The 23,671-nt window shown below is 41.1% G+C and carries 19 protein-coding genes, 1 other RNA gene and 1 other annotated feature; of the genes, 2 read left to right on the top strand and 18 right to left on the bottom strand.

Annotation, left to right across the window (positions count from 1 at the left end):
* Window positions 1-31: 31 nt before the first annotated feature.
* The 9 genes from CYJ36_RS09020 to CYJ36_RS09065 all read right to left on the bottom strand — a co-directional run bounded on the left by CYJ36_RS09020 (window position 32) and on the right by CYJ36_RS09065 (window position 9,296).
* The gene (locus tag CYJ36_RS09020) at window positions 32-1,093 is read right to left on the bottom strand and encodes an AI-2E family transporter (RefSeq protein WP_101566934.1); all 1,062 of its coding nucleotides are present in this window, start codon (window positions 1,091-1,093) and stop codon (window positions 32-34) included.
* A 949-nt stretch (window positions 1,094-2,042) separates the two neighbouring features.
* On the bottom strand, window positions 2,043-2,234 hold the full coding sequence (locus CYJ36_RS09030) for a hypothetical protein (protein WP_070879785.1): 192 nt from the start codon (window positions 2,232-2,234) through the stop codon (window positions 2,043-2,045).
* A 14-nt stretch (window positions 2,235-2,248) separates the two neighbouring features.
* Entirely contained in the window at window positions 2,249-2,749 is a 501-nt protein-coding gene (locus tag CYJ36_RS09035; RefSeq protein WP_101566936.1) for a PRC-barrel domain-containing protein, read from the bottom strand.
* 2 nt (window positions 2,750-2,751) lie between these two features.
* Window positions 2,752-5,127: an SF1B family DNA helicase RecD2 gene (recD2, locus tag CYJ36_RS09040; RefSeq protein ID WP_101566937.1), complete on the bottom strand. Its 2,376-nt coding sequence runs from the start codon at window positions 5,125-5,127 to the stop codon at window positions 2,752-2,754.
* Between the two features lie 32 nt (window positions 5,128-5,159).
* Complete coding sequence (locus CYJ36_RS09045; protein ID WP_101566938.1) at window positions 5,160-5,813, bottom strand: tetratricopeptide repeat protein; 654 nt, start codon at window positions 5,811-5,813, stop codon at window positions 5,160-5,162.
* A gap of 77 nt (window positions 5,814-5,890) precedes the next feature.
* Complete coding sequence (gene mnmA / locus CYJ36_RS09050; RefSeq protein ID WP_101566939.1) at window positions 5,891-7,006, bottom strand: tRNA 2-thiouridine(34) synthase MnmA; 1,116 nt, start codon at window positions 7,004-7,006, stop codon at window positions 5,891-5,893.
* Between the two features lie 26 nt (window positions 7,007-7,032).
* Window positions 7,033-8,175, bottom strand: a complete 1,143-nt coding sequence (locus tag CYJ36_RS09055; protein ID WP_101566940.1) for a cysteine desulfurase family protein — start codon at window positions 8,173-8,175, stop codon at window positions 7,033-7,035.
* Window positions 8,176-8,189: 14 nt separating this feature from the next.
* Window positions 8,190-8,606 carry a cysteine metabolism transcriptional regulator CymR gene (gene cymR, locus CYJ36_RS09060; protein WP_101566941.1) on the bottom strand — a complete coding sequence of 139 codons (417 nt, stop codon included), beginning with the start codon at window positions 8,604-8,606 and terminating at the stop codon, window positions 8,190-8,192.
* Window positions 8,607-8,624: 18 nt separating this feature from the next.
* A complete protein-coding gene (locus CYJ36_RS09065) occupies window positions 8,625-9,296 on the bottom strand; it encodes a YczE/YyaS/YitT family protein (RefSeq protein ID WP_101566942.1) in 672 nt (223 codons plus the stop codon).
* 242 nt (window positions 9,297-9,538) lie between these two features.
* On the opposite strand from CYJ36_RS09065, the gene CYJ36_RS09070 reads away from it, so the two are divergent.
* Window positions 9,539-10,804, top strand: coding sequence for a replication-associated recombination protein A (locus tag CYJ36_RS09070; RefSeq protein ID WP_101566943.1), 1,266 nt, complete (start codon window positions 9,539-9,541; stop codon window positions 10,802-10,804).
* An 88-nt stretch (window positions 10,805-10,892) separates the two neighbouring features.
* Here CYJ36_RS09070 and CYJ36_RS09075 read toward each other — a convergent pair whose 3' ends face one another.
* The 5 genes from CYJ36_RS09075 to CYJ36_RS23595 form a co-directional block, all read right to left on the bottom strand.
* A complete protein-coding gene (locus CYJ36_RS09075) occupies window positions 10,893-11,654 on the bottom strand; it encodes a tRNA threonylcarbamoyladenosine dehydratase (protein ID WP_101566944.1) in 762 nt (253 codons plus the stop codon).
* Between the two features lie 175 nt (window positions 11,655-11,829).
* A non-coding RNA gene (gene ssrS / locus CYJ36_RS09080) (6S RNA) lies at window positions 11,830-12,018 on the bottom strand.
* Between the two features lie 62 nt (window positions 12,019-12,080).
* Window positions 12,081-13,859: an aspartate--tRNA ligase gene (aspS, locus tag CYJ36_RS09085; RefSeq protein WP_101566945.1), complete on the bottom strand. Its 1,779-nt coding sequence runs from the start codon at window positions 13,857-13,859 to the stop codon at window positions 12,081-12,083.
* Window positions 13,860-13,878: 19 nt separating this feature from the next.
* Window positions 13,879-15,141, bottom strand: a complete 1,263-nt coding sequence (hisS, locus tag CYJ36_RS09090; RefSeq protein WP_101566946.1) for a histidine--tRNA ligase — start codon at window positions 15,139-15,141, stop codon at window positions 13,879-13,881.
* Window positions 15,142-15,213: 72 nt separating this feature from the next.
* Window positions 15,214-15,444, bottom strand: a binding site (T-box leader).
* Window positions 15,445-15,501: 57 nt separating this feature from the next.
* Window positions 15,502-15,678: a hypothetical protein gene (locus CYJ36_RS23595; RefSeq protein WP_180850197.1), complete on the bottom strand. Its 177-nt coding sequence runs from the start codon at window positions 15,676-15,678 to the stop codon at window positions 15,502-15,504.
* Window positions 15,679-15,813: 135 nt separating this feature from the next.
* On the opposite strand from CYJ36_RS23595, the gene CYJ36_RS09095 reads away from it, so the two are divergent.
* Complete coding sequence (locus CYJ36_RS09095) at window positions 15,814-17,580, top strand: SH3 domain-containing protein (protein WP_101566947.1); 1,767 nt, start codon at window positions 15,814-15,816, stop codon at window positions 17,578-17,580.
* 390 nt (window positions 17,581-17,970) lie between these two features.
* Here CYJ36_RS09095 and dtd read toward each other — a convergent pair whose 3' ends face one another.
* The 4 genes from dtd to recJ all read right to left on the bottom strand — a co-directional run bounded on the left by dtd (window position 17,971) and on the right by recJ (window position 23,650).
* Window positions 17,971-18,408, bottom strand: coding sequence for a D-aminoacyl-tRNA deacylase (gene dtd, locus CYJ36_RS09100; protein ID WP_101566948.1), 438 nt, complete (start codon window positions 18,406-18,408; stop codon window positions 17,971-17,973).
* Window positions 18,409-18,423: 15 nt separating this feature from the next.
* A complete protein-coding gene (locus CYJ36_RS09105; protein WP_101566949.1) occupies window positions 18,424-20,616 on the bottom strand; it encodes a RelA/SpoT family protein in 2,193 nt (730 codons plus the stop codon).
* Window positions 20,617-20,772: 156 nt separating this feature from the next.
* Window positions 20,773-21,285 carry an adenine phosphoribosyltransferase gene (locus tag CYJ36_RS09110; protein WP_101566950.1) on the bottom strand — a complete coding sequence of 171 codons (513 nt, stop codon included), beginning with the start codon at window positions 21,283-21,285 and terminating at the stop codon, window positions 20,773-20,775.
* 16 nt (window positions 21,286-21,301) lie between these two features.
* Window positions 21,302-23,650, bottom strand: a complete 2,349-nt coding sequence (gene recJ / locus CYJ36_RS09115; protein WP_101566951.1) for a single-stranded-DNA-specific exonuclease RecJ — start codon at window positions 23,648-23,650, stop codon at window positions 21,302-21,304.
* Between the last annotated feature and the right edge of the window lie 21 nt (window positions 23,651-23,671).

Genomic DNA, 23,671 nt, shown 5'->3' on the forward strand with positions numbered 1-23,671 from the left:
GGCAGAATTATAGTTCAAGCGCCCCGCATTGTCAATGCTGCCTCCTTAATTGAACAAGATGCATAAGTGTAACTTTCAGCACTGCAAGAACCGGCACAGCTAAAATCATGCCTATGATACCGGCAATTTCCCCTCCAGCAAGAAGCGCCAGCATGATAATTATCGGGTGCATGTGAAGACTTCTTCCGACGATCAATGGGCCGAGTATATTCCCTTCGATAAATTGCAGTGAAAATATAATGATAACCACAATCAGCACTGTATTCAGCGACATGGATGCGGCGATTATGACTGCAGGAATCGCACCAATGATCGGACCAAAATATGGAATCACATTCGTAATCCCTATTAAGATTCCAATGACAAGCGGGTATTTAATATCAAAAAACCATAGAGACAGAAACGCCAAAAAGCCGATAATGACGCACACAAGCAGCTGACCGCGGATGTAGCTGCCAAGAGACTGATCCACATCCCGAACAAAGATAATCGCTTCTGACCTCCACCGTTTTGGTGTTAAATACCATGCAGCTTTTTTTATTTGCTCATAGTCTTTCAGCATGTAGAAAACTAGAAATGGAATGATGGCTATTATTAAAATATAATCCATAGTCTTTCCCACACTATTTAAGATTCGGTCAATCCAATAAGAAATCCATGCTTCAATGTTTTGAAAAGCAGATTCAATTCTCCCATGAACCTCCTCAGGAAAACGGTCTGTTTGATTGTGAATCATCGAGAGCCATCCCTGATATTTTTTTTCGAATTCCGGAAAGCTTTCAGAGAGATCTTTAAGCTGTGTTATCATGACAGGTATTCCTCTGTAAAACCCATAACCGATTCCACCAAAGAAAAGGATATAGATTATTAATATAGATAGTGTACGCGGTACCCCGGTAGCATGCAGCCTTTCAATGACAGGGTGAAGCAAATATGTAATAAAACCGGATATCAGAAAAGGGAGAAGGATTGCTTTAATAATAATAAAAAAAGGATCCCAAAGAACTCTCAGCTTCAAAAAGACATAAATCGAAAGCAGACATAAAAGAAAAATGCCGATTCTCATCAGCCATTTTAAATAACGTTCTTTCAAAAGCCATCCCTCCTCATCTATAGTTTGGAGAGGAGGGATGGAAATATGCATGGGAATTTTTAATGCAGAAGAGCTTGTTCAACGCAGGCAGGCCATATAAGGATCCGACAGAAGGACTGGGTTTGACTTTTTTGGAGGAGCCGTTCTGACCGACGAGTTATTGGGAGAGCTGAACATAAATCATCAAAAATTGAAATGCTTGAAAAATAAAAAATTATGATGGCGACATTTTTATCGTTTGTGTGGCAAACCTAAAATAATAAAAGATCTATTCATAATATTTTGTGAGAATTTTCTTTAAGCAGGGCATTTGAAAATCTACTAGATATGCTGATATTCAATGATGCTCTTTTTTCAGGGAGAAAGACGATTTTTCTGTTCTATTCACTGCATTGACGCACTTTTTACCAGTGGGAGAGCCTTTTTTGTGCTGCAAACTCCGTTTTGACGCACTTCCTTCCAGCAGGAGAGCATTCTTTGTGCTGCTAACTCCGTTTTGACGCACTTCCTTCCAGCAGGAGAGCCTTCTTTGTGCTGCAAACTCCGTTTTGACGCATTTCCTTCCAGCAGGAGAGCCTTCTTTGTGCTGCAAATTCCGTTTTGACTCACTTTTTTCCAGCAGGAGAGCCTTTTTTGTGCTGCAAACTCCGTTTTGACGCACTTTCTTCCAGCAGGAGAGCCTTCTTTGTGCTGCAAACTCCGTTTTGACTCACTTTTATCTGTTCCATTCACTGGCTTTGACGTACTTTTTCCAGGTCGATTATTTTAAGCTAAACAATGAAAAATCCCCTGCCTAATAAAAAGCAAGGGATTTTAATACATTAAAACTTTCTCATGATTCGTTTTCGCATTTTCTTCATTGCACGTTTGGACATTGGAATGCGTTCCAAAAAATCTGAAAGCATTGAGGTCATTTTGCGGTTCATTGCGTATTCCCCCTATTTACTGTCTACATGCTGATTGTACGATCGTCATCTGTAAAAAGATCATCCAGGGAGCTAAGAGATCCATCTTCTTCCACCTGATGGGTAAAGATTTGGCCTTTTGATATGGACAGCTCAATAAAGCAGCCCCAGCAATAATACTGATTAACGCCTATCTTCCCAATGTCTTTACTTTTACAATTTGGGCATTTTAACAATGCGGTGCACCTCGCTAATGAATAAAATCCATGACGATTGCATCTTTGCTAATGGTTAAAGACCCCGGAGGTTCAAGTTTTTTCTTCCCCTCCATCATATCTGCAAAGAATCCGTCCGTCAGTTCATATGCTACAATGGTGCCCACATGTTCAGAAAAATATACATCTGCGAGCAGTCCCAGCTTCTCGCCTTCCGTAGAATACACCGCTTTATACTGAAGGCGCTGGTGTGATTGCAGGAAATAAGCCTTTCTGAATTCAGAAAGTGATTTCAGGTTGCTTCTGCCGTTAATCATTATGCTATCCTGGCCTATCGTAAAAATGGAATCTGCCGGAAAAATGCGCCCTTTTCTAAAAAGCCCTTTTTCGTCCATTAACAACCCCAGAAAAAAACCGTGTGCGTCGAAACAAATATCAGAAACGGTGCCTACAAATGATCCGTCTCCAATGTCAACAACCGGCATGCCCTTTAGCTGTGTGAATGTCCGCAGGAGATACTCCCCCTTTCCGAACATTCTTAGATTTTGTTGTCTTCCATAAAGTCATACGGGGTAATGCCTTCCATTCCAATCATTGCATCTGCAAGATCAAATGGAAGCTCAGATGAAAGTTCATCAAGAACCTGATATTCTTTGGCAAGTTTCATTTTCAAAGAAGTCTTGCGGCTTAAATGGTCTCTGTTTTCAATCCCCCGCTGCAGCGCTTCCTGCTCACCGCAAAGTATTAAAAATTGCTTGCTTCTCGTTATGGCTGTATAAATTAAGTTCCGTCGAAGCATTCTGTAATAGCTTTTGACAACTGGCACGACAACGATTGGGAACTCACTGCCTTGTGATTTATGAATGGAACAGCAAAAAGCATGTGTAAATTGATTGAAATCAGATTTTGTGTATGTTACCTCATTGCCATCAAAGGAAATGACAATCATATCTTCTTTCTCTGTGTTTTCCTTTGCATAAAAAATGGACACAATCTCACCGATATCTCCGTTATACACATTGCTCTCAGGCTGATTCACAAGCTGCAGCACTTTATCTCCAGATCTGTAAACCGCATCGCCGAACTTCATTTCCCTTTTATTTTCCGCTTTCGGATTAAATAGCTGCTGCAGTAAGATGTTGAGCTGATCAATTCCTGCGGAACCGCGGTACATAGGGGCAAGAACTTGTACATCGCGTGCAGTATAGCCTTTTTTTATCGCATTTGAAATCACTTTTTCTACAACTTCTTTTACCTGTGCACCGCTGCAGCGAATAAATGATCTGTCTTTCGTGGGCGCAGACAAGTTAGCTGGCAGCATTCCTTTTTTAATATCATGGGCAAGCTCAATGATAGACGAACCCTCTGCCTGTCTGTATATATCCGTCAGCCTCACAACAGGAACCGCTTGTGATTCAAGCAAATCACGAAGCACCTGGCCTGGTCCGACAGATGGGAGCTGATCCTCATCTCCAACCATAATCACCTGAATATGTTCGGGAAGAGCTTTAAAAAGCTGATTAGCAATCCACGTATCAACCATTGACATTTCATCAACAATCAGCAATTTTGCGCCAATCGGGTTATCTTCCCCATGATCAAAGCCTCCTGCTCCGTTCCATTTTAACAGCCTGTGAATGGTAACAGCAGGCAGCCCTGTCGCTTCCGTCATTCTTTTTGCTGCGCGCCCTGTTGGAGCAACCAATGAAATGGGAAAAGGTTCATCTTTTTTGTAATCTTTTTGATCCAATGAACAGCCATGCAAATCAGAGTAAAGCTCCACGATCCCTTTAATAACGGTTGTCTTGCCAGTACCTGGACCTCCAGTCAGTAAAAGCATGGGTGACATCAGAGCCGTTTGAATGGCTTCTTTTTGAGTTGGGGCGTACTGCACCTTCATTCTTTCTTCCAAATTTCCTAATGAGAGCAAAAATTCTGATTCGGGAAACATGCTGTCATATTCTGTTTGCAGCAGAACACGCTGAATGCTTTTAACCAGGCCTTGCTCAGCAAAAAAGAGCGATGGAAGATAGGCTCTGTCTTCCTCGATTATTATTCCGTTGTCCTCTGCAAGTGCTATGATTTGAGCAGAAATATCTGTTTCTTGAATACCTGAATACTTTGACTGGTTCAGCAATTCCATTGATTTTATGATTAACTGCTCAAGTAATACATATGTATGGCCCTCTTGAAGGCATAGATTTTCGATCGTATAAAAGCAGGCAGCTTTAATTCTCTCCGGGTGATTTCCGCCAAGTCCCATTTGTCCGCCGAGTTCATCAGCGCGCACAAAACCAATTCCTTCAATATCTTTAACAAGCTGAAATGGATTTTCCTGAATCACCTGAATTGTTTTTTCCTGATATGCCTGGTAAATCTTCATCGAAAGCTGCGGACCGAAACCAAGCTGATTTAGAATAATCATTGCCTGCTCAAGTCCTTGATGTTCTTTCAGCTGATCAAGCAGCTGACTGGCTTTGTCTTTGCTGAGCTTTGGCACATTATCCAGTACAGAAGGATCCTCCATCATTTTTGAAATGGCACCTTCACCAAGTACATCTACAATCGCTTCAGCTGTTTTTCTGCCAATCCCTTTAAATAGATCGCTCGAAAGGTATTGAATGACTCCATCACGCGTTTTTGGAATTTCCTTGCGGTAATGGTCGGCCTGGAATTGCTGTCCGAATTTCGGATGCTGCGCGATCATTCCGTAGAAGGTATACGTCTCGTCTTCATGCAGAAGAGGAAAATAGCCTGTCACGGTTATTTCTTTTTGATCATAATTTTCGCTCGTTTCAAGAACTTCCGTCTTTAAGACTGTATAATGATTTTGGTCATTCTGATAGATAACCGTGAGTATCTTTCCTTTTAAAAACCGTTCCTGCTCCTGAAACAGGTCCGCCTTTTGCTGCACAAGATCTCCTCCCTTCTGCTATTTGCTTATTCTCAAAACGTTTGGATCAGCTGCTTTAAGTTAGAGGCCATGGCATGATCCGGCTGAATGGCCAAAGCTTGATCCAGCATTTCCATTGCGTTTTTTGCATCTTCTTTAAATGCAAAACCAACACCTAAATTATAAAATGCGTCTGCATGATTTGGATCCTGCTCTACAACCAGCTTAAATTGCTGAATGGCTTCATCAATTGATTGCAGCTGTGCAAGACATAGTCCATATTGAAAGCGTGCTTCTGTATCCTCTTGATTTAATTCAACTGCTCTTTGTAAATAAGGAAGCGCTGGCAGCGGCTGCTCCATTTGCACATAACTCATTCCCAGCATGAAGTACACATCAGAATGATCCATTCCTTTTTGAACAGCTTTTAAAAACATTTTTTGGGCGGATTGAAATTGCTCGCCGTTGTAATATACATTTCCCGCCCCATAGTAGGCAGTTGTTGTGTTCTCGTCAAGCCCGATTGCCTTTTCAAAAAAAGTAATCGCCTTTTCATATTCTCCAACTGCTGCTAATAAATTTCCGAAATTCACATAACCAACAGCATCTTTCGGGTTTTCTTCGATAAACTCCGAAAAATATCCTGCCGCTTTTTCAAAATCGCCTTTTTGCATCGCTTCTATTCCTAATATACTTTTATTCTCCATCTTGAGTAGCACCCCTGTGAATTTTTTTAAATGAAAAAACCCCAACCGACGTTGAGGTTTAAACAAAGGTTGTAGTATTAACCAACATACCAGATTTTATCATTCTTTTTAAATACTTCATCAATGGTTCCGCCGCCAAGACAAACTTCATTACTGTAAAACACAACAGCTTGTCCGGGTGTAATCGCACGGATTGGTTTGTCAAAAATAACCTGTGCTGTCGCATCATCCATCATTTTCACTGTAACCGAATGATCTTCCTGACGATATCTGAATTTTGCCGTACAGACAACTTCACCTTCTGGAAACTTGTCTGAAACCCAGCTGATGTTTGTAGCAGTGATTGAATCGGAATATAAAAGGTCGTTGTCAAAGCCTTGGTCCACGTATAAAACATTTTTTTCAAGATCTTTTCCTACGACAAACCACGGATCTCCGCTGCCGCCAATACCCAGACCGTGACGCTGGCCAATGGTGTAGTACATCAATCCATCATGCTTGCCTTTTACTTCACCTGACAGAGTCTGCATTAATCCAGGCTGGGCTGGAAGGTACCCGCTTAAAAATTCTTTGAAATTGCGTTCTCCAATAAAGCAGATTCCTGTACTGTCTTTTTTCGCAGCAGTAGCAAGGTTTGCCTCTTTTGCAAGCTCGCGTACTTTTGACTTTGGTATATTTCCGATTGGGAACATAACTTTCGATAATTGTTCTTGAGTCAGCTGATTCAGGAAATATGTTTGATCCTTATTTTCATCAGCGCCTCTTAGCATTTTGTATTCCCCATCGCGGAATTCGACCTGTGCATAATGCCCAGTAGCCAAATAATCCGCTCCAAGTGAAATCGCATGTTCTAAGAAGGCTTTAAATTTTATTTCCTTATTGCACATGACATCAGGATTTGGTGTTCTTCCTGCTTTGTACTCATCTAAGAAATAGGTAAATACTTTGTCCCAATACTGCTTTTCAAAATTCACGGCATAATAAGGAATTCCAATTTGATTGCAGACCTGAATCACATCGTCGTAGTCTTCAGTAGCCGTACAGACTCCATTTTCATCTGTATCGTCCCAGTTTTTCATAAAGATGCCGATCACATCATAGCCCTGCTGTTTTAATAGGAGTGCCGCCACAGAGGAATCGACCCCTCCTGACATTCCAACAACGACTCGAGTGTCTTTAGGTGCTTTTTGCATCTTTTTCACCTCCAGTAAAAATCATTCTAAGCTGTTAAACGCTTCACAATTCCAGCTGTTTCAAATGCAGCTTTCTCAACTTGTTCCATAGTATTGCCAAGCCCAAAACTAAATCGGATGGATGCTTGGGTCCGGTCTGATTCCTTGCCGTACATCGCAACCAATACATGCGATGGATCAATGGATCCTGCCGTGCAAGCTGATCCGCTTGATGCAGAAATCCCTGCTATATCCATGTTCACTAACAGCGATTCAACATTTGTTCCTGGAAAATAAAGATTCAGCACATGCGGAAGACTGCTTTGCAGCTGCCCATTTATTTCAAACGACACATCTTCGCTTTTTAATATTTCAATGATCTTCTGCTTAAAATCATGATAGAGTTTTGTTTTTTGTACTCTAGTTTCAATTGCAAGGAGGACGGCTGATTTTAATCCTGCAATACCGGGTACATTCTCTGTGCCCGCACGCCTTTTCAGCTCTTGTTCTCCGCCATGCGAATGCTGTTTTAAGGCAACGCCTTCTTTTACATATAGAAGGCCTGTGCCTTTAGGTCCATTTATCTTATGGCCTGAAGCTGAGAGCATATCAATAAAACTTTCCTTCACATTCAGTTCCAGCATGCCATAAGCTTGTACTGCATCTGTATGAAAGAGCGCCTGGTGATTCTTTAAAATTCTTCCGATCTCTCCAATCGGCTGAATGGCTCCCGTTTCATTATTGCCATACATGATTGTGACCAAAATTGTTTCAGAAGTCAGCGCCTTTTCCAATTCAGCAACAGAGATATGTCCATTTTGATCGACCGGCAAATATGTGACGTGAAAACCCTGCTTCTCTAAATACTTGCATGAATTTAAAACAGCATGGTGCTCAACGGAAGAAGTAATGATGTGTTTCCCTTTATGCTGATTTGCAAGAGCAGAGCCGATGATGGCTAAATTATCCGCTTCCGTTCCGCCGCTCGTAAAAATAATTTCTTTAGGTTTTGCATGAATGCTTGCGGATATAACTGCTCTTGCCTCATCCAATACTCTTCTGCTTTCTCTGCCAAAGGAGTGGATGCTTGAAGGATTTCCGAAAACCTCCTGCATATAAGGGATCATCTGATGAATCACTTCTGGATGCATTGGAGATGTAGCGGCATGATCCAAATAAATACGTTCCAACGTACACCCTCCTTTTAAATATAGAACATGTAAGATTCTTGCTCGCCTTCTGTGTAGCTTGCTAAATCTTCAAGAGTTGTATTATCTAAAACATCTTTTACAGCGTCGCGGATGCGTATCCATAAATGACGCTTGGCAGGCTCTTCATCTTCCAGCACCTCTACCGGACTGATCGGACCTTCAAGAACTCTGATAATATCACCTGCTGTAATAGCTTCAGGTTCATTTCCTAAAACATAGCCGCCATAAGCACCGCGAATGCTTTTTACTAAACCTGCATTACGAAGAGGAGCAATGAGCTGCTCTAAATAGTGTTCAGATAAATCGTGGGTTTGGGCAATGCTTTTTAAAGAGGTAGGTCCTTCTCCATGTTTCTTTGCCAGCTCTATCATAATAGTAAGACCGTATCGGCCTTTTGTTGAAATTTTCATATTTACACCCCTATATTTCTAACTTACTTGGTGAACCGGCGGATCTTTTCTCAATGTTTTTTCAATCAAGGCATTTGTTGTCTTCTGACATTGAGGAAGAGTAATTCCAATGACAAATCCGATTGAAATTGTGCAGACAATTGTTCCAATAAAAACCGGGCCGCCCAGCAGCCAGCCGATGAGAAGTACAATCAGCTCAATTCCGCCTCGTATCCTTGAAACTTTCATTCCTGTTTTTTCAACGAGGGCAAGCATTAATGTATCACGGGGACCTGCGCCGCAGCCTGCAGAAATGTACACTCCTATTCCATACCCCATGACAATAATCCCCATCAAAAGCATCAATGTTTTTCCTGCAGCACTTGATGGCGTCTGTATAAATGGCATCATCAAGTACAAATCAATAAATACTCCCACCGTCAGCATATTGACAATGGCACCTGCCTGTGGCCATTTTTTTGTAAAAATGGAGGATAGAAGCAGAATGGTTCCTCCTACAATAATTGCCCAAGTTCCAATCGTTAAACCAAGCTGGTAATATAAACCTATATGAAGCACATCCCATGGAGATGTGCCAAGTTCAGCTCTTATCGTAAGTACAATTCCTAAAGACATGATGAGGAGCCCTATGAAATAAACGCCCCACCTCAGGCTAAGCTCCTGATTTCTTTTATTGCGCAAAGCACTCATCTATTCTTCACTTCGCCTTCTGTCAATTGAAGATTCGCGAAAAAATAAGGATCTTCCTTATAAACACCATTTTCGTTTCATATTAATGAACCTACGCTATTATAGCATATTATCGCTCATTAGAGCATTCAAAATGACTTATCTGCAGATCCTAATCTGCAAGAATTCAATTCAAATGACTCAGAAAGAAAGTCATGATAAGCTTAACTAATAAGCTGCAGGTTCGTCTTAGGAGTGATAATTTGAAACCACTGGCATTTCGAATGAGACCGGAAAATATAGATGAAATCATCGGTCAGGAACATTTAGTTGGAAAAGGCAAAATGATTGAGAGAATGGTAAAAGCTAAGCATTTAAGCTCAATGATTTTGTACGGCCCTCCCGGTATAGGCAAAACTTCTATTGCAACAGCGATTGCAGGAAGCACAAACACAGCATTTCGAAAGCTCAATGCTGTTGTTAATAATAAAAAAGATATGGAAATCGTCGCAGAAGAAGCAAAAATGTCCGGAAAAGTCATCTTAATTCTTGATGAGGTGCATCGTCTTGATAAAGCAAAACAGGATTTTCTCCTGCCTTACTTGGAGGACGGAAAAATTATCCTGATCGGTGCAACAACAAGCAACCCTTATCATGCTATTAACCCTGCCATCAGAAGCAGGTGTCAGATTTTTGAATTAAAGCCATTGAGCCCTGAAGACATAAAAATCGCACTTGAAAGAGCTTTGAAGGATGAGAAAAGAGGCCTTTGGAAATACAATGTTTCTATTTCTGAAGATGCCCTTATGCACTTTGCGTCCAGCTGTGCGGGTGATGTCCGTTCTGCACTGAACGCACTTGAACTCGCGGTCATCTCCTCTGATCCTGAAGCAGCCGGAGAAATTCATATTACCCTTGAAACAGCAGAGGAATGTCTGCAAAAAAAGAGCTTTGTTCACGATAAAGATGGCGATGCTCATTACGATGTGCTCTCAGCTTTTCAGAAATCAATCCGCGGTTCTGACGTGAATGCAGCCCTTCATTATCTTGGCAGATTAATTGAAGCTGGAGATTTAGTCAGCATCAACCGCAGGCTATTAGTCATTGCCTATGAAGATATCGGACTTGCTAGCCCGCAGGCTGGTCCAAGAACACTTGCAGCCATACAGGCCACAGAAAGACTTGGGCTGCCTGAAGCGAGGATCCCGCTGGCAAATGCTGTTATTGAGCTTTGTCTTTCACCAAAATCAAATAGCGCTTATGCCGCACTCGATGCAGCAATAGCCGATATCCGTGCAGGCAAAAGCGGTGAAATTCCCGCCCACTTACGCGATGCCCATTATAAAGGGGCTGAAAAGTTAGGCAGAGGAATTGAATATCAATATCCTCATAATTTTGAAAATGGATGGGTTAAACAGCAGTATCTTCCTGATACATTGAAAAAGAAAAAGTATTATGAACCTAAAAAGACAGGAAAATTCGAACTTTCACTTTCTCAAATCTACGAAAAGCTGATGAAGCAGCAATAGAAAGGAGCATGACACAAGGTCATGCTCCTTTTCTATTTGTCTTATTTTACTTACCGTACAAATTATCAGCCAGAAGGCTCCGCCATCCTCAGTCATTCACTCGAGAAATTTTAATATCCTTGAGGAGATCCATAATGGCATGTCCGCCCATAATTAATCCTGCAACAGATGGCACCCAGGCATTAGATGATGGCGGCATTTTAGCTTTGCGGATTTGCGCAGCATCGTTGCCCACTCGCACTCGAACATCCTCACGAATGACAATCGGGCTTTCGTCAGAGAACACAACCTGAATTCCTTTGCGGATTCCTTCTTTACGGAGTCGTGTTCTGACAACTTTTGCAATCGGGTCTGTATGTGTCTTCGAAATGTCTGCAACCTTAAATCTGGTCGGATCCGTTTTGTTTGCAGCACCCATGCTTGAAATGATCGGAATGCCCCGATTTAAACATTCTTTCATTAAGTGAATTTTATAAGAAATCGTATCTGAAGCATCAATGACATAATCCAGTCCATAGCTGAAAAACTCTTCATATGTTTCTTCTGTATAAAACATCTTTAATGCAATGACATCACACTCTGGATTGATTTCTTTAATACGGTCTCTCATTAAATCTGCTTTTGGTTTTCCGACAGTAGAAACCAGCGCGTGAATCTGACGGTTAACGTTTGTAATGTCAACATCATCTTTATCAACAAGCAAGATGCGTCCCACACCTGAGCGTGCAAGCGCCTCTGCAGAAAAAGAACCGACTCCTCCGATTCCGAGGACTGCAACCGTGCTATTTTTCAGAATTTCAATGCCTTCTTTGCCTATCGCAAGTTCATTGCGGGAAAATTGATTCAGCAAAACTCTCAACTCCATTATTAACTATAGTATTAAACCATGACAGTATTTTACCTGAAAATGAATATATCATACTTTGAATGAAAAACAAGTGCTTCTACCTATTTAATAAGAATTCACAGTAATTAAAAACCTGCATAAGCAGTATGCTCATGCAGGTTGATTCGCCACTCGGGAAAGAAGTCCCAATCGTGCCGTCGCTGATATCTTGGTTTTGAACCCGCTCACAGCAGGTGGGTGCCCTGTTCCATGTATAGTAAGTCCTCTAATCAGATGATAAGGCATTTACATATCAATGGAAACGCGAACTCCCGGATCAAGTAATGTTGGATCAAAACTAAGTGTACGACGTACACATCAGGACTTCTTTTTATCTTGTAAAAAGATTACCACACAAGGGGAAGGTTTTCAAGTAAATCCATATAGGCATTATTCACTCTTTTTCAGCTTTAATGCAAGATGCAAATCTGTTAATTGCTCTGTGCTGACTTCACTTGGAGCATTAGTCAGCAGGTCGCTTGCACTTGCTGTTTTAGGGAAGGCAATTGTATCGCGCAAGTTTGTTCTGCCTGCTAAAAGCATGACTAAACGGTCAAGTCCGAGGGCAATTCCGCCATGGGGAGGAGTGCCGTATTCAAACGCTTCTAAGAGGAAGCCAAATTGTTCTACTGCTTCTTCCTCAGAAAAACCAAGCAGCTTGAACATTTTTTGCTGTACTTCCTTTTCAAAAATACGGATTGATCCTCCGCCTAGTTCATATCCGTTTAATACAAGGTCATATGCTTGAGCTTTCATGCTGACCGGGCTGGTCTCGAACAGTTCAAGATCTTCGCGTGCAGGCATTGTAAATGGATGATGTGCAGCAAAGTAGCGGCCAGCTTCTTCGTCATATTCAACAAGCGGCCAATCAATAACCCATAGGAAATTGAACTTGCTTTCATCAATTAAACCTAATTCTTTTCCAAGTTTCAGTCGAAGAGCTCCAAGTGCATCAGCAACAACTTGCTTCTTGTCAGCTACAAACAGCAATAAATCTCCAGCTTCTGCATCAGTTACTGCTTTCAGGCTTTCCTGTTCTTCTGCAGGGAAGAATTTAGAGATCGGACCTTTCAGCTCTTGCTCCTCTACTTTTAACCAGGCAAGGCCTTTTGCGCCATATTGAGAAACAAACTCGGTCATTGCATCAATATCTTTTCTTGAATAAGAGGCAGCTGAGCCTTTCACGTTTATCACTTTTACTTCTCCGCCATTTTGAACCGCACCGCTGAATACTTTAAAACCGCTGTCTTTCACTAATTCAGACACATTAATCAGTTCAAGGCCAAAACGTGTATCCGGCTTATCCGAACCATAGCGTCCCATCGCTTCATCAAATGTCATTCGCGGAAGAGGCAGATTAAGCTCAATACCTTTTGTTTCTTTCATTATGCGTGTCATCATTTTTTCCATTAATGACATAATTTCATCCTGGCTCATGAAGGACATTTCAATATCGACTTGTGTAAATTCCGGCTGACGGTCAGCACGTAAATCTTCATCCCGGAAACAGCGGGCAATTTGGTAATAACGGTCAAAGCCGGAAACCATCAGCAGCTGTTTGAAAATTTGCGGTGATTGAGGCAATGCATAAAATTCGCCTTCGTGCACACGGCTTGGGACTAGATAATCACGAGCTCCCTCTGGAGTGCTTTTTGTTAAAATCGGTGTTTCGACATCTAAAAATCCATTTTCATCTAAGAAGTTGCGGATTGATTTCGAAACATTGTGGCGCATTTTGAAAGTATCTAACAAGGCAGGTCTTCTTAGGTCTAAATATCGGTATTTTAAGCGAACATCTTCTGATACTTCTTCTGATTTATCTTCAATTAGGAATGGGGGATTTTTAGCAGCATTGATAATTGTTACTCTTTCAACCTTTACCTCAATTTTTCCGGTAGCTAAGATAGGATTGACTGTTCCCTCAGTACGTCCAACGACAATTCCTTCTATGTCCAGGACATATTCGCTGCGGATCTTTTCAGCAATTTTCAAAGCTTCTTCTGAAACTTCTGTATTGATCACAATTTGAACAATTCCCGATCTGTCTCTTAAGTCAATGAAAATAAGTCCGCCCAAATCGCGTCGTTTTTGCACCCAGCCTTTTAATACTACTTTTTCTCCAATTGCTGATTCTGTTACTTCTCCGCAATAATACGTACGTCCAAACATGTTTGTCTCTCTCCTTTTGCTATGCTTTTATATAAGCAATAAGTTCATCTAATGCAACTTCTGTTTGACTGCCTGTTTCCATGTTCTTTACTGATATGATGTTCTTTTCAAGCTCATCTTCGCCTAACACAGCTACAAACTTAGCTTGAAAACGGTCAGCAGCCTTAAATTGAGCCTTCATTTTTTTATCTTCATAGTCTTTTTCAGCTGTCAGTCCAGCTTTTCTCATCTCATATAAAAGAGATACGGAGCGATCTTTGGCTTTATCTCCGAGCGCAACGACGTAGCAGTCAATTGATTGTTCAATCGGCAATTCTACTTTCTCGGCATCAAGTGCGGCAAGAAGTCTTTCAATGCTTAAGCCAAAGCCTATTCCCGGCGTTTCCGGTCCGCCGACGTCTTCAACAAGTCCGTTGTACCTGCCTCCGCCGCATAATGTTGTAATCGCACCGAAGCCTTCTGCATCGCTCATTATTTCAAATGCGGTGTGATTGTAATAGTCAAGTCCGCGCACTAAGTTAGGATCCACTACAAATTCAATATTCAAATCTGTTAAGTATTGCTGAACTTTTTCAAAATAAGCTCTCGACTCCTCGTTTAAGTAATCCATAATTGAAGGAGCTGTTTTCATTAGTTCATGATTGCGATCCACTTTACAATCCAGGATTCTTAAAGGATTTTGCTGCAATCGTTTTTGACAATCTGAGCAAAATTCACCAATTCTAGGTTCAAAGTGGGCAATTAAAGCCTCTTTGTGTGCTTTGCGGCTGTCTGCATCCCCTAGACTGTTGATAATTAATTTCAGGCTCTTTAACCCAACAGCACGGTAAAGCTCCATTGCAAGAGAAATCACTTCCGCATCCATTGCAGGACTATTGCTTCCAAGCGCCTCAACCCCAAACTGAACAAATTGACGATAGCGCCCAGTCTGCGGTCGTTCGTAGCGGAACATTGGCCCGATATAGTAAAGCTTCGTAGGCTGAATTACCTGTGCATACAGCTTTTTCTCAACAAAAGCGCGAACTGTTGATGCTGTTCCTTCAGGCCGAAGGGTCATGCTTCTTCCTTTACGATCCTGAAATGTATACATTTCCTTTTGAACGATATCTGTTGATTCTCCGACTCCTCTTTGAAACAATTCGGTATGTTCAAAAATAGGTGTGCGAATTTCTTTATACTGATATAGTCTGCATATCTCACGAGCCGTATTTTCAATATATTGCCAGCGTTCAACATCTCCAGGCAATATGTCCTGTGTTCCTCTCGGAATTTGAAATGACATGATTTTCTCCTCCAATTATCTTTTACCCAAATAATTTTGAAAAATAAAAAAACTCTCATCCCTACATAAAAATGTAGGGACGAGAGTTAGATCCCGTGGTGCCACCCTAGTTGAAGCAAAATTGCTCCCACTCGAGACAGTTAACGCCTGTCACGTCCACCTCCTACTCAGCACGAATGCCGTTCAGAGGGAAACCTAAGGAGTGTTCTCTTCATCAAGTCATCATGTGAAAAGCTTTCAGCCACGGCTTTTCTTCTCTTATCATGTGTAATCTTGACTACTCTTCTCCATCAATGGTTCAAAAATATGTAGTTCTTGCTAAGATTTATATACTATCATACGAATGTTTCAGGCTCTGTGTCAAGAGCGATTTAACTGTTTTTTTAATTTCTTTGCTTCTCTCAAATTCAAACCATATTCAGAAGCCAGCTCATATAAATTTGAATGCTGTTCCTTTTCTGCAAACTCATGAAAATTGACCCCGAATACATCATTACTATTGTAATGGCTTATTTCACCTTTATCACTATGCCTCATCTCATTGCTCCTTTATTTTGCTTTCGATTTCCATAGTGTTTCCTTTTTCCGAAAAAATATATCAAATGTACCAAGGGAATGCCGATATAAAAAGAGAAAGTATTATAAGTTATCTATGAAAAGGAGGATCGGTCATTGTTTCGAAAAATTTGCTTTGCCATCATTTGCTCTCTGCTTTTAGTGAGTCAGCTTCAAATGATGCCAGAAACTGCTGCAGCTGAAACAAATAAAGCTGTGATTGCAGTTGACGGTTTAAATATCAGAAGCGGTCCAGGACTAAGCTACTCGGTCATTGCCAGTGTGAAAAAAGGGGCTGTGTATTCGATCACAGACCAGAAAAAGGATTGGTACCAAATCCAATTATCCGGAAAAAACAAAGGGTGGGTTGCTTCATGGCTCGTAACCCTTCAACAGACATCCTCCGGAAATAATGCAAGCACAACCAGCTCATCAGACACAGTAAAATCGAACGCTGAAGATTTACGTATTCGAAGCGGTCCAGGAACAAGCTTTCAAGTAACCGGTACATTTGATAAAGGAGAAACAGCTTCCTTTATTGAACAAAACTCAAACTGGGTGAAAATATCCTATCAAGGACGATTGGGGTGGGTTTCAAGCCAATTTGTATCCGTTCAGAAGAAAGTTCAGGCTCCTTCAAATACTGGATCATCAGTATCGATGAGCGGCAAAGTGTCGGCTACATCTCTTAATGTCCGCAACCAGCCTTCAACAAAAGGGTCTACAATCGGCAGTTTAAAAAAGAATGCGGCCGTTACCATTACGAAGACGCAGGACAAATGGTACGAAATACAATATAACGGCCAAAAGGGCTGGGTACATAGTGATTTTATTTCTGCCAGTTCAGGAAAAGCGCCAACACCTGCACCTGCCATAGGCGGAAAAACAGGAAAAGTAACAGCAAGCTCCCTGAATATTCGGAGCAGCGGCAGCTTAAATGGATCTGTTGTTGGTTCTATTTCAAAGAATACTCAAGTCACCATTCTTGAAACGAAAAACGGCTGGCATCATATTCGTTATTCAAACAATAAGAATGGCTGGGTCTCAAGTTCCTATATTTCGATTGTTAATGAAAGTACAAACACAGATAAAGGAACGGGTGCTCCAAATCAATCTAAAGTAAGCATTCTTCAAAATGGGACAAACATCCGAAAAAGCCCTTCAACAAATGCAAGCATTCTAAAACGCGCTAATGCAGGCGAACAGTTTTCAGTCGTCAGTAAAGAAGGCGATTGGTTTAAAATTCAGCTTTCAGGAAACGCAACTGGATTTGTAGCAGGATGGGTCGTATCCCAGTCAAATGGAGGCGAATCCGTTTCAAGACCTGGCGGTGACGTAACTTCTTATTTGAAAAATAAAACCATCGTGATTGATCCAGGTCACGGAGGACGTGACAGCGGTGCAATCGGCACTAGAGGATCTCTCGAGAAAAACTTGACATTATCAACAGCTAAACTTGTTTATGACAAATTAAAAGCATCTGGAGCGAATGTACACCTGACTCGAAGCAACGACAGCTACATCAGCCTAAGCTCTCGAGTAAGCACGGCACATTACCGAAATGCAGATGCATTTATCAGTCTGCATTTTGACAGCATCAGCAACAAAACAGTCCATGGTATGACAGCATACTACTACAGCAGTTCAAAAGATAAGCCGCTTGCGAGTCCAGTGCATTCGGAATTGATGAAGCAAACCAAACTAAAAGACCGCGGAACCAAGGTAGGAAATTATCACGTGCTTCGTGAAAATAAACAGCCCTCTGTTCTGCTTGAATTAGGTTATGTAAGCAATAGCACAGAAGAGATGACAGTCAGCTCAAATGCGTTTCAGGAAAGAGTTGCACAAGGACTTTATTATGGATTGGCACAATATTTTAAGTAAGCATGCAAAAAACACTCTGGCACTTGCCAGAGTGTTTTTTTGCGGATGCTTGTTTGATTGAGAACTTGTCCGGAAAGGAATGATCAGTATTTGGTACCTCATAATAGATCTAATCTCTTTGCCGCACTTTTTTCAGCTTGGAGGCAATTTCTCTGTTCCATACACACGCTTTGCCTCACTTTTTTCAGCTTGGAAGCATTTTTCTGTTCCATGCACTCACTTTATCGCACTTTATCATAGACATAGCGATTTGTATAAGACAAACAACACACGTATTTAGCCTGCTGTTTTCCGATAAAACCATACACTCATATTTAGTTCCACAATTATTTCCTAAACAAAAGAAAAAACCGCCGGGCATAGTGCACGGCGGCGATCTTCGTAATTAGATTATGATTCAAGAATCAATGTAACAGGACCCACGTTTGTAAAGGTCACATTCATCATTGCACCAAATTCTCCAGTTTGAACGTCAATTCCTTTTTCTCGAAGCTTATCATTGAAAAATTCATAAAGCGGCAATGCCAATTCAGGCTTTGCAGCAGCCATGAAATTAGGTCTTCTTCCTTTTCTGCAATCTCCGTAGAGGGTAAATTGCGAGATTGATAAGACTTGTCCGCCGACATCAAGCAGGGAATGATTCATCTTTTCCTCATCATCTTCAAAAACTCTTAAATTGGCTATTTTATCTGCGAGGAATTCTGCATCCTGTTCTGTATCGTTATGGGTGACTCCGACTAGGAGCATGAACCCTTCTGATATTTTGCCAATCGTTTCGTTATTTACGGTTACTTCCGCATTTCGGGCACGCTGTACGACAATTTTCAAAACAAAAAATCCTTTCTAATTCATGATTCTTCTTACAGAATAGATATCAGAAATTTGCTTAATTCTCTCCACAACTTTATGGAGATGGCTTATGTTTGAGATTGCAATCGCCATATTGATGGTAGCCACTTTGTTGCGGTCAGATTTGCCTGCTACAGAAGAAATATTAGTTTTCGTTTCATTAACAGCCTGGAGGACTTCATTCAGCAAGCCCCTGCGATCATAGCCGAGTATTTCAATTTCAACATTGTACTCTTTGCGGCCATTGAGCTGAGTTTCCCACTCTACCGGAAGGAGACGCTCCTGTGCTTCGTCTGTGTGTACGTTAGGACAGTCGTCCCTATGCACAGATACTCCGCGTCCTTTTGTAATAAAGCCAACGATTTCATCACCTGGGACTGGGTTGCAGCATTTAGACAATCGGATTAATAAGTTATCGATTCCTGTTACACGAACACCGCTGTCCCGCTTCTTCGAAGAATATGGCCGAACTTCTGAAATAACTTCTGAAATATCTTTCTCTTGTTCTTGATCACGCTTTTTGCGCCACTTCTCTGTTAAGCGATTTGCAACCTGTGCAGCTGTAATGCCGTTATACCCAACCGCAGCATACATATCCTCATCGTTTGAGAAATTAAATTTCTCTGAAACGCGTTTTAAATTTTCTGCAGTTAAGACTTCTTTTAATTCAAAATCGAGATTCTTAATTTCTTTCTCGACCATCTCTTTGCCTTTTTCTACATTTTCTTCACGGCGCTGTTTTTTGAAAAACTGGCGGATTTTATTTTTCGCCTGAGACGTTTGTGCTAGCTTAAGCCAATCCTGACTTGGACCATAGGAATGCTTCGAAGTCATAATTTCAATAATGTCGCCTGTTTTTAATTTATAATCCAGGGTGACAATTTTGCCGTTTACTTTTGCGCCAATGGTTTTATTTCCGATTTCCGAATGAATCCTGTATGCAAAGTCTATCGGAACAGAGCCTGAAGGCATCTCTATGACATCGCCTTTAGGTGTGAAAATAAATACCATATCTGAAAATAAATCAATTTTTAAAGATTCCATAAACTCTTCAGCGTTCGTTGTATCGTTCTGGAACTCTAAAATTTCACGGAACCACGTTAATTTTTGTTCTAGTGTTGACTGCTCTTCAGCCTCTTTGCCTTCTTTGTAAGCCCAGTGAACAGCAATCCCGTATTCTGCAATCGTGTGCATTTCCTTTGTGCGGATCTGCACTTCAAGCGGGTCACCTTTAGGGCCAATCACCGTTGTATGAAGGGATTGATACATGTTAGGTTTCGGCATGGCAATATAATCTTTAAACCTGCCAGGCATCGGCTTCCAGCAAGTATGAATAATACCTAAAACGGCATAACAGTCTTTAATGCTGTTCACTATAATCCGGACTGCCAATAAGTCATATATTTCATTAAATTGTTTATTTTGAAGCGCCATCTTACGGTAAATGCTGTAAATATGCTTTGGTCGGCCTGAGAAGTCGGCTTTGATATTTACTTCATGAACACGGTTTTTCACTTCATCAATTACTTCATCTAAGTATAGCTCACGTTCTGCGCGTTTTTTCTTCATTAAATTAACGATGCGATAGTATTGCTGAGGATTTAAATAGCGCAAAGCCGTATCCTCAAGCTCCCATTTAATTTTTGAAATCCCTAAACGATGTGCCAAAGGAGCAAATATCTCAAGAGTTTCATTTGAAATTCTGCGCTGCTTTTCCTGAGGCAAATGCTTAAGAGTCCGCATGTTATGAAGACGATCTGCAAGTTTAATCAATATCACACGAATGTCCTGTGCCATTGCGACAAACATTTTACGATGATTTTCTGCCTGTTGTTCTTCGTGAGATTTATATTTGATTTTCCCGAGCTTTGTAACCCCATCTACCAGCATGGCGACTTCATCATTAAATGTTTGTTTCAAGTCATCAAGTGTCACGTCTGTATCTTCTACGACGTCATGTAAAAACCCACCCGCGATTGTCGACGGATCCATGTCCAAATCAACTAAAATCCCTGCGACCTGTATGGGATGAATAATATATGGTTCACCCGATTTTCGGTATTGTTCACGATGTGCCTCTTCAGCAAAATCATAGGCTCTTTGAATAAAGATCAAATCTTCACCTGTCAGATAGCGTTTAGCCTTCTCTATGACCTGCTCGGCAGTCAGTACTTGTTCATTAGCCATGGAATCACCTTTACAATGAGAACTTTATTGTACCTATTATCATTAAAAACACGGAAGAAGTAAAGAGAAATACTGTCATTTATATGTCCAATTAATGGCTGGAACTTGCCGTAATATAGAAAAAGCACCCTATTCCGAGTGCTTTTGCCTATTAGATTAAAACTTCATCAATGTTAAAATATCGTAATCATTTAATTTGCTGCGGCCATCAAGGTAGCTTAATTCGATTAAAAATGCGATGCCGGCAACAACTCCGCCAAGCTCTTCAACTAATTTAATCGTTGCTTCGATTGTTCCTCCTGTTGCAAGCAAATCATCTGTAATCAAAACGCGCTGTCCTGGTTTAATCGCATCCTTATGCATTGTCAGTACGTCTTTGCCGTATTCAAGGCCATACTCAACACGAACGACTTCGCGTGGAAGCTTGCCCTCTTTGCGCACAGGCGCAAAACCGACTCCAAGAGAATAGGCTACCGGACAGCCGATAATAAATCCGCGTGCTTCTGGTCCTACAATTATATCAACGTTTTGTTTGCGGGCATATTCAACAATTTGGTCTGTTGCATACCGATAAGCATCGCCATTGTCCATTAACGTTGTAATATCTTTAAATTGAATGCCTGGTTTTGGATAATCCGGCACCACTGTTACATATTTCTTTAAATCCATATTAAGTTTGTCCTCCTCATGCATTGACAAGCGTTGACGATTTTTTCATTCTTTCATCAAACCATTCTTTCAAATCCTGGTATGACGAATATAATAACGTATTTTCAAGCTCTAACTGCTGGAGTTTAGAGGCATACGCAGTAGATTCGGCTAGATCTCGTTTAGGTGGATGATGATTGACAGAAATAATGCCATTCTCTATTGTAGCAAATTCTAAGTCAAAAAACACCTGTGACATGAAATCTATTGTTTCATTTGACCAGCCTTTATGGCGGGCAAGAGCCTGGGCATGTTTTTTCAAATCAAATGTACCCTTTTGCTTTAAAAATCCATAGTACCATTTAAAGTGTTCCCTTGTAGGGATTGTTGCAAAGAAATGCTCAGCCTGCTGATGAAAAATAGCATAAATCCTTTCTGGCCGTGCTTCTTTAAAAAGGGCATCCAAGTGAGAAATGGAGGGCGGAGTATCAATAAGTGTCACATATTTATTAGTTATGTCCAAATCTGGAGCTGGTTTTCCGTCTTCAATGTATAAAAGATTCAGACCTGATTCTTTAAATATACCTAATGTTTCTTTCTGAAACACGATATGGATATTTTTTTCTCCATCTATTTTTTCAATGGCTTTTTGAAGATTTCTAGCGCCTCTCGCATCAAACAGCTGCCATTCATTCACCGACAAATCCTGTATCATAAGCTGCGGCTTACGAAAGTTATTCCACTCATTTATCGAGAGCTCCCCAATCATGGATACTTTTGACAGAGGCGCAATATGATCATGGAGATGTCCAAATCCAAATCCTATACAGTCTAATTGCTGATGTGCATGTTCTACTGAAAGCTTCAAATGTGTTTGATCAGAACCTATTTTCCGCATCGAACTTACCTGTACGGCATCCAGCAAGAAAAGAGGTTTTGGATTTCCCATGCCAAACGGTGCAAGCAGGTTCATTTCTTCAATTGATTCAACCGTAATCTCTTCCACTCCGCATGAGGCATCAATTGATTTAATGGGTGTAAAATCACTATCGGTCAGTTTATCATTTGCAAGCGAGATCAGACGTTCTCTTAATTGATCAACATCATTTATATCGAGGGTCATTCCTGCTGCCATAGGGTGACCACCAAAATGAGGCAGGATTTCGCGGCACGTTGATAAATTATCAAATAGATCAAATCCTGCAATGCTTCTTGCAGATCCTTTAGCAATTCCCTTTTCATGGTCAATACTTAAAATAATTGTTGGGCGGTAATACTTTTCAACCATTCTTGAAGCAACAATTCCGACTACACCAGGATTCCAATTTTCTTTTGCAAGAACGAGAACCGGGTTATCTTCAATCGGATATAATGACTCCACTTGCCGGATGGCTTCTTCAGTAATTTGAGAGACAATCTTCTGTCTATCTTTATTCAGCAAGTCTATGTCTTTAGCAAGACGTGCTGCTGCTTCTGGATCCCCTGTCATCAGTAAATGTACAGCAGGGTCAGCAGACTCTAATCGTCCAACTGCATTAATCCTCGGACCAATGGCAAATCCGATCGTCTCCTCGTTCACTTCTTTTCCATCAGAACCTGCGACCTTTAGCAGCGCCTTTAGCCCTTTTCGTTCTGTCCGGCTTAATTGAGAGATACCTAATCGAGCAATCAGTCGATTTTCTCCATGCAGCGGGACGAGATCAGCTATCGTTCCAATAGCAGCAAGTTCCAGAAGATGCTCCGGGGCATGCCCTAATAGTGCATGAGCAAGTTTAAAAGCAACTCCTACGCCCGCTAAGTCCTTAAACGGATAGGTGCACATAGGCTGCTTTGGGTGAATGATGGCATATGCATCAGGAAGCACGGGTCCTGGTTCATGATGATCTGTAATAATCAAATCAACGCCAAGTTCTTTTGCAATCGCTGCTTCGTGAACAGCTGATATTCCTGTATCAACTGTAATGATTAACGAATAACCTTCTGAATGTGCTTTCCGGAAAGCCATTTCATTCGGGCCATATCCTTCCGTAAAACGATTCGGTATATAAAAATCAGCATGGGCACCGAGCGAATTCAATGTTTCCAGCATAACAGCCGTTGAACTCACACCATCTGCATCATAATCTCCAAAAATCAATATCTTTTCATGATTCGCAATGGAATCTCTTATTCGTCTGACCGTTTTCTCCATTCCGTAAAGCAAGAAAGGATCTAAAAAACCATGTTTTTCAATGTGCAGGAAATGTTCAGCCTGTTCTGCCTCTTCAATTCCGCGGTTTACTAACAAGGAAGCGACCAAAGGTGTAATGTTCAGCGCATTTACTAATTCATCTGCTTTTTCTGATTGATGTTCTTGAACATCCCATCGCGTTTTCGCTTTCAACAAAAAAATCACCCCTTAACCACA

The organism is Bacillus sp. UMB0893 (genome assembly GCF_002858905.1).
Lineage (GTDB): Bacteria > Bacillota > Bacilli > Bacillales > Bacillaceae > Bacillus_P.

Excerpts from the sequence above, each read along its gene's own strand:
- mnmA (WP_101566939.1), bottom strand. The coding sequence starts at position 7,006 with ATGCAAAAAGCACCTAAAGACACTCGAGTCGTTGTTGGAATGTCAGGA.
- CYJ36_RS09110 (WP_101566950.1), bottom strand. The coding sequence starts at position 21,285 with ATGGATTTAAAGAAATATGTAACAGTGGTGCCGGATTATCCAAAACCA.
- cymR (WP_101566941.1), bottom strand. The coding sequence starts at position 8,606 with ATGAAAATTTCAACAAAAGGCCGATACGGTCTTACTATTATGATAGAG.
- CYJ36_RS09105 (WP_101566949.1), bottom strand. The coding sequence starts at position 20,616 with ATGGCTAATGAACAAGTACTGACTGCCGAGCAGGTCATAGAGAAGGCT.
- CYJ36_RS09035 (WP_101566936.1), bottom strand. The coding sequence starts at position 2,749 with ATGTTCGGAAAGGGGGAGTATCTCCTGCGGACATTCACACAGCTAAAG.
- aspS (WP_101566945.1), bottom strand. The coding sequence starts at position 13,859 with ATGTTTGGACGTACGTATTATTGCGGAGAAGTAACAGAATCAGCAATT.
- hisS (WP_101566946.1), bottom strand. The coding sequence starts at position 15,141 with ATGTCATTTCAAATTCCGAGAGGAACACAGGACATATTGCCTGGAGAT.
- CYJ36_RS09065 (WP_101566942.1), bottom strand. The coding sequence starts at position 9,296 with ATGAGTGCTTTGCGCAATAAAAGAAATCAGGAGCTTAGCCTGAGGTGG.
- CYJ36_RS23595 (WP_180850197.1), bottom strand. The coding sequence starts at position 15,678 with ATGAGGCATAGTGATAAAGGTGAAATAAGCCATTACAATAGTAATGAT.
- CYJ36_RS09045 (WP_101566938.1), bottom strand. The coding sequence starts at position 5,813 with ATGGAGAATAAAAGTATATTAGGAATAGAAGCGATGCAAAAAGGCGAT.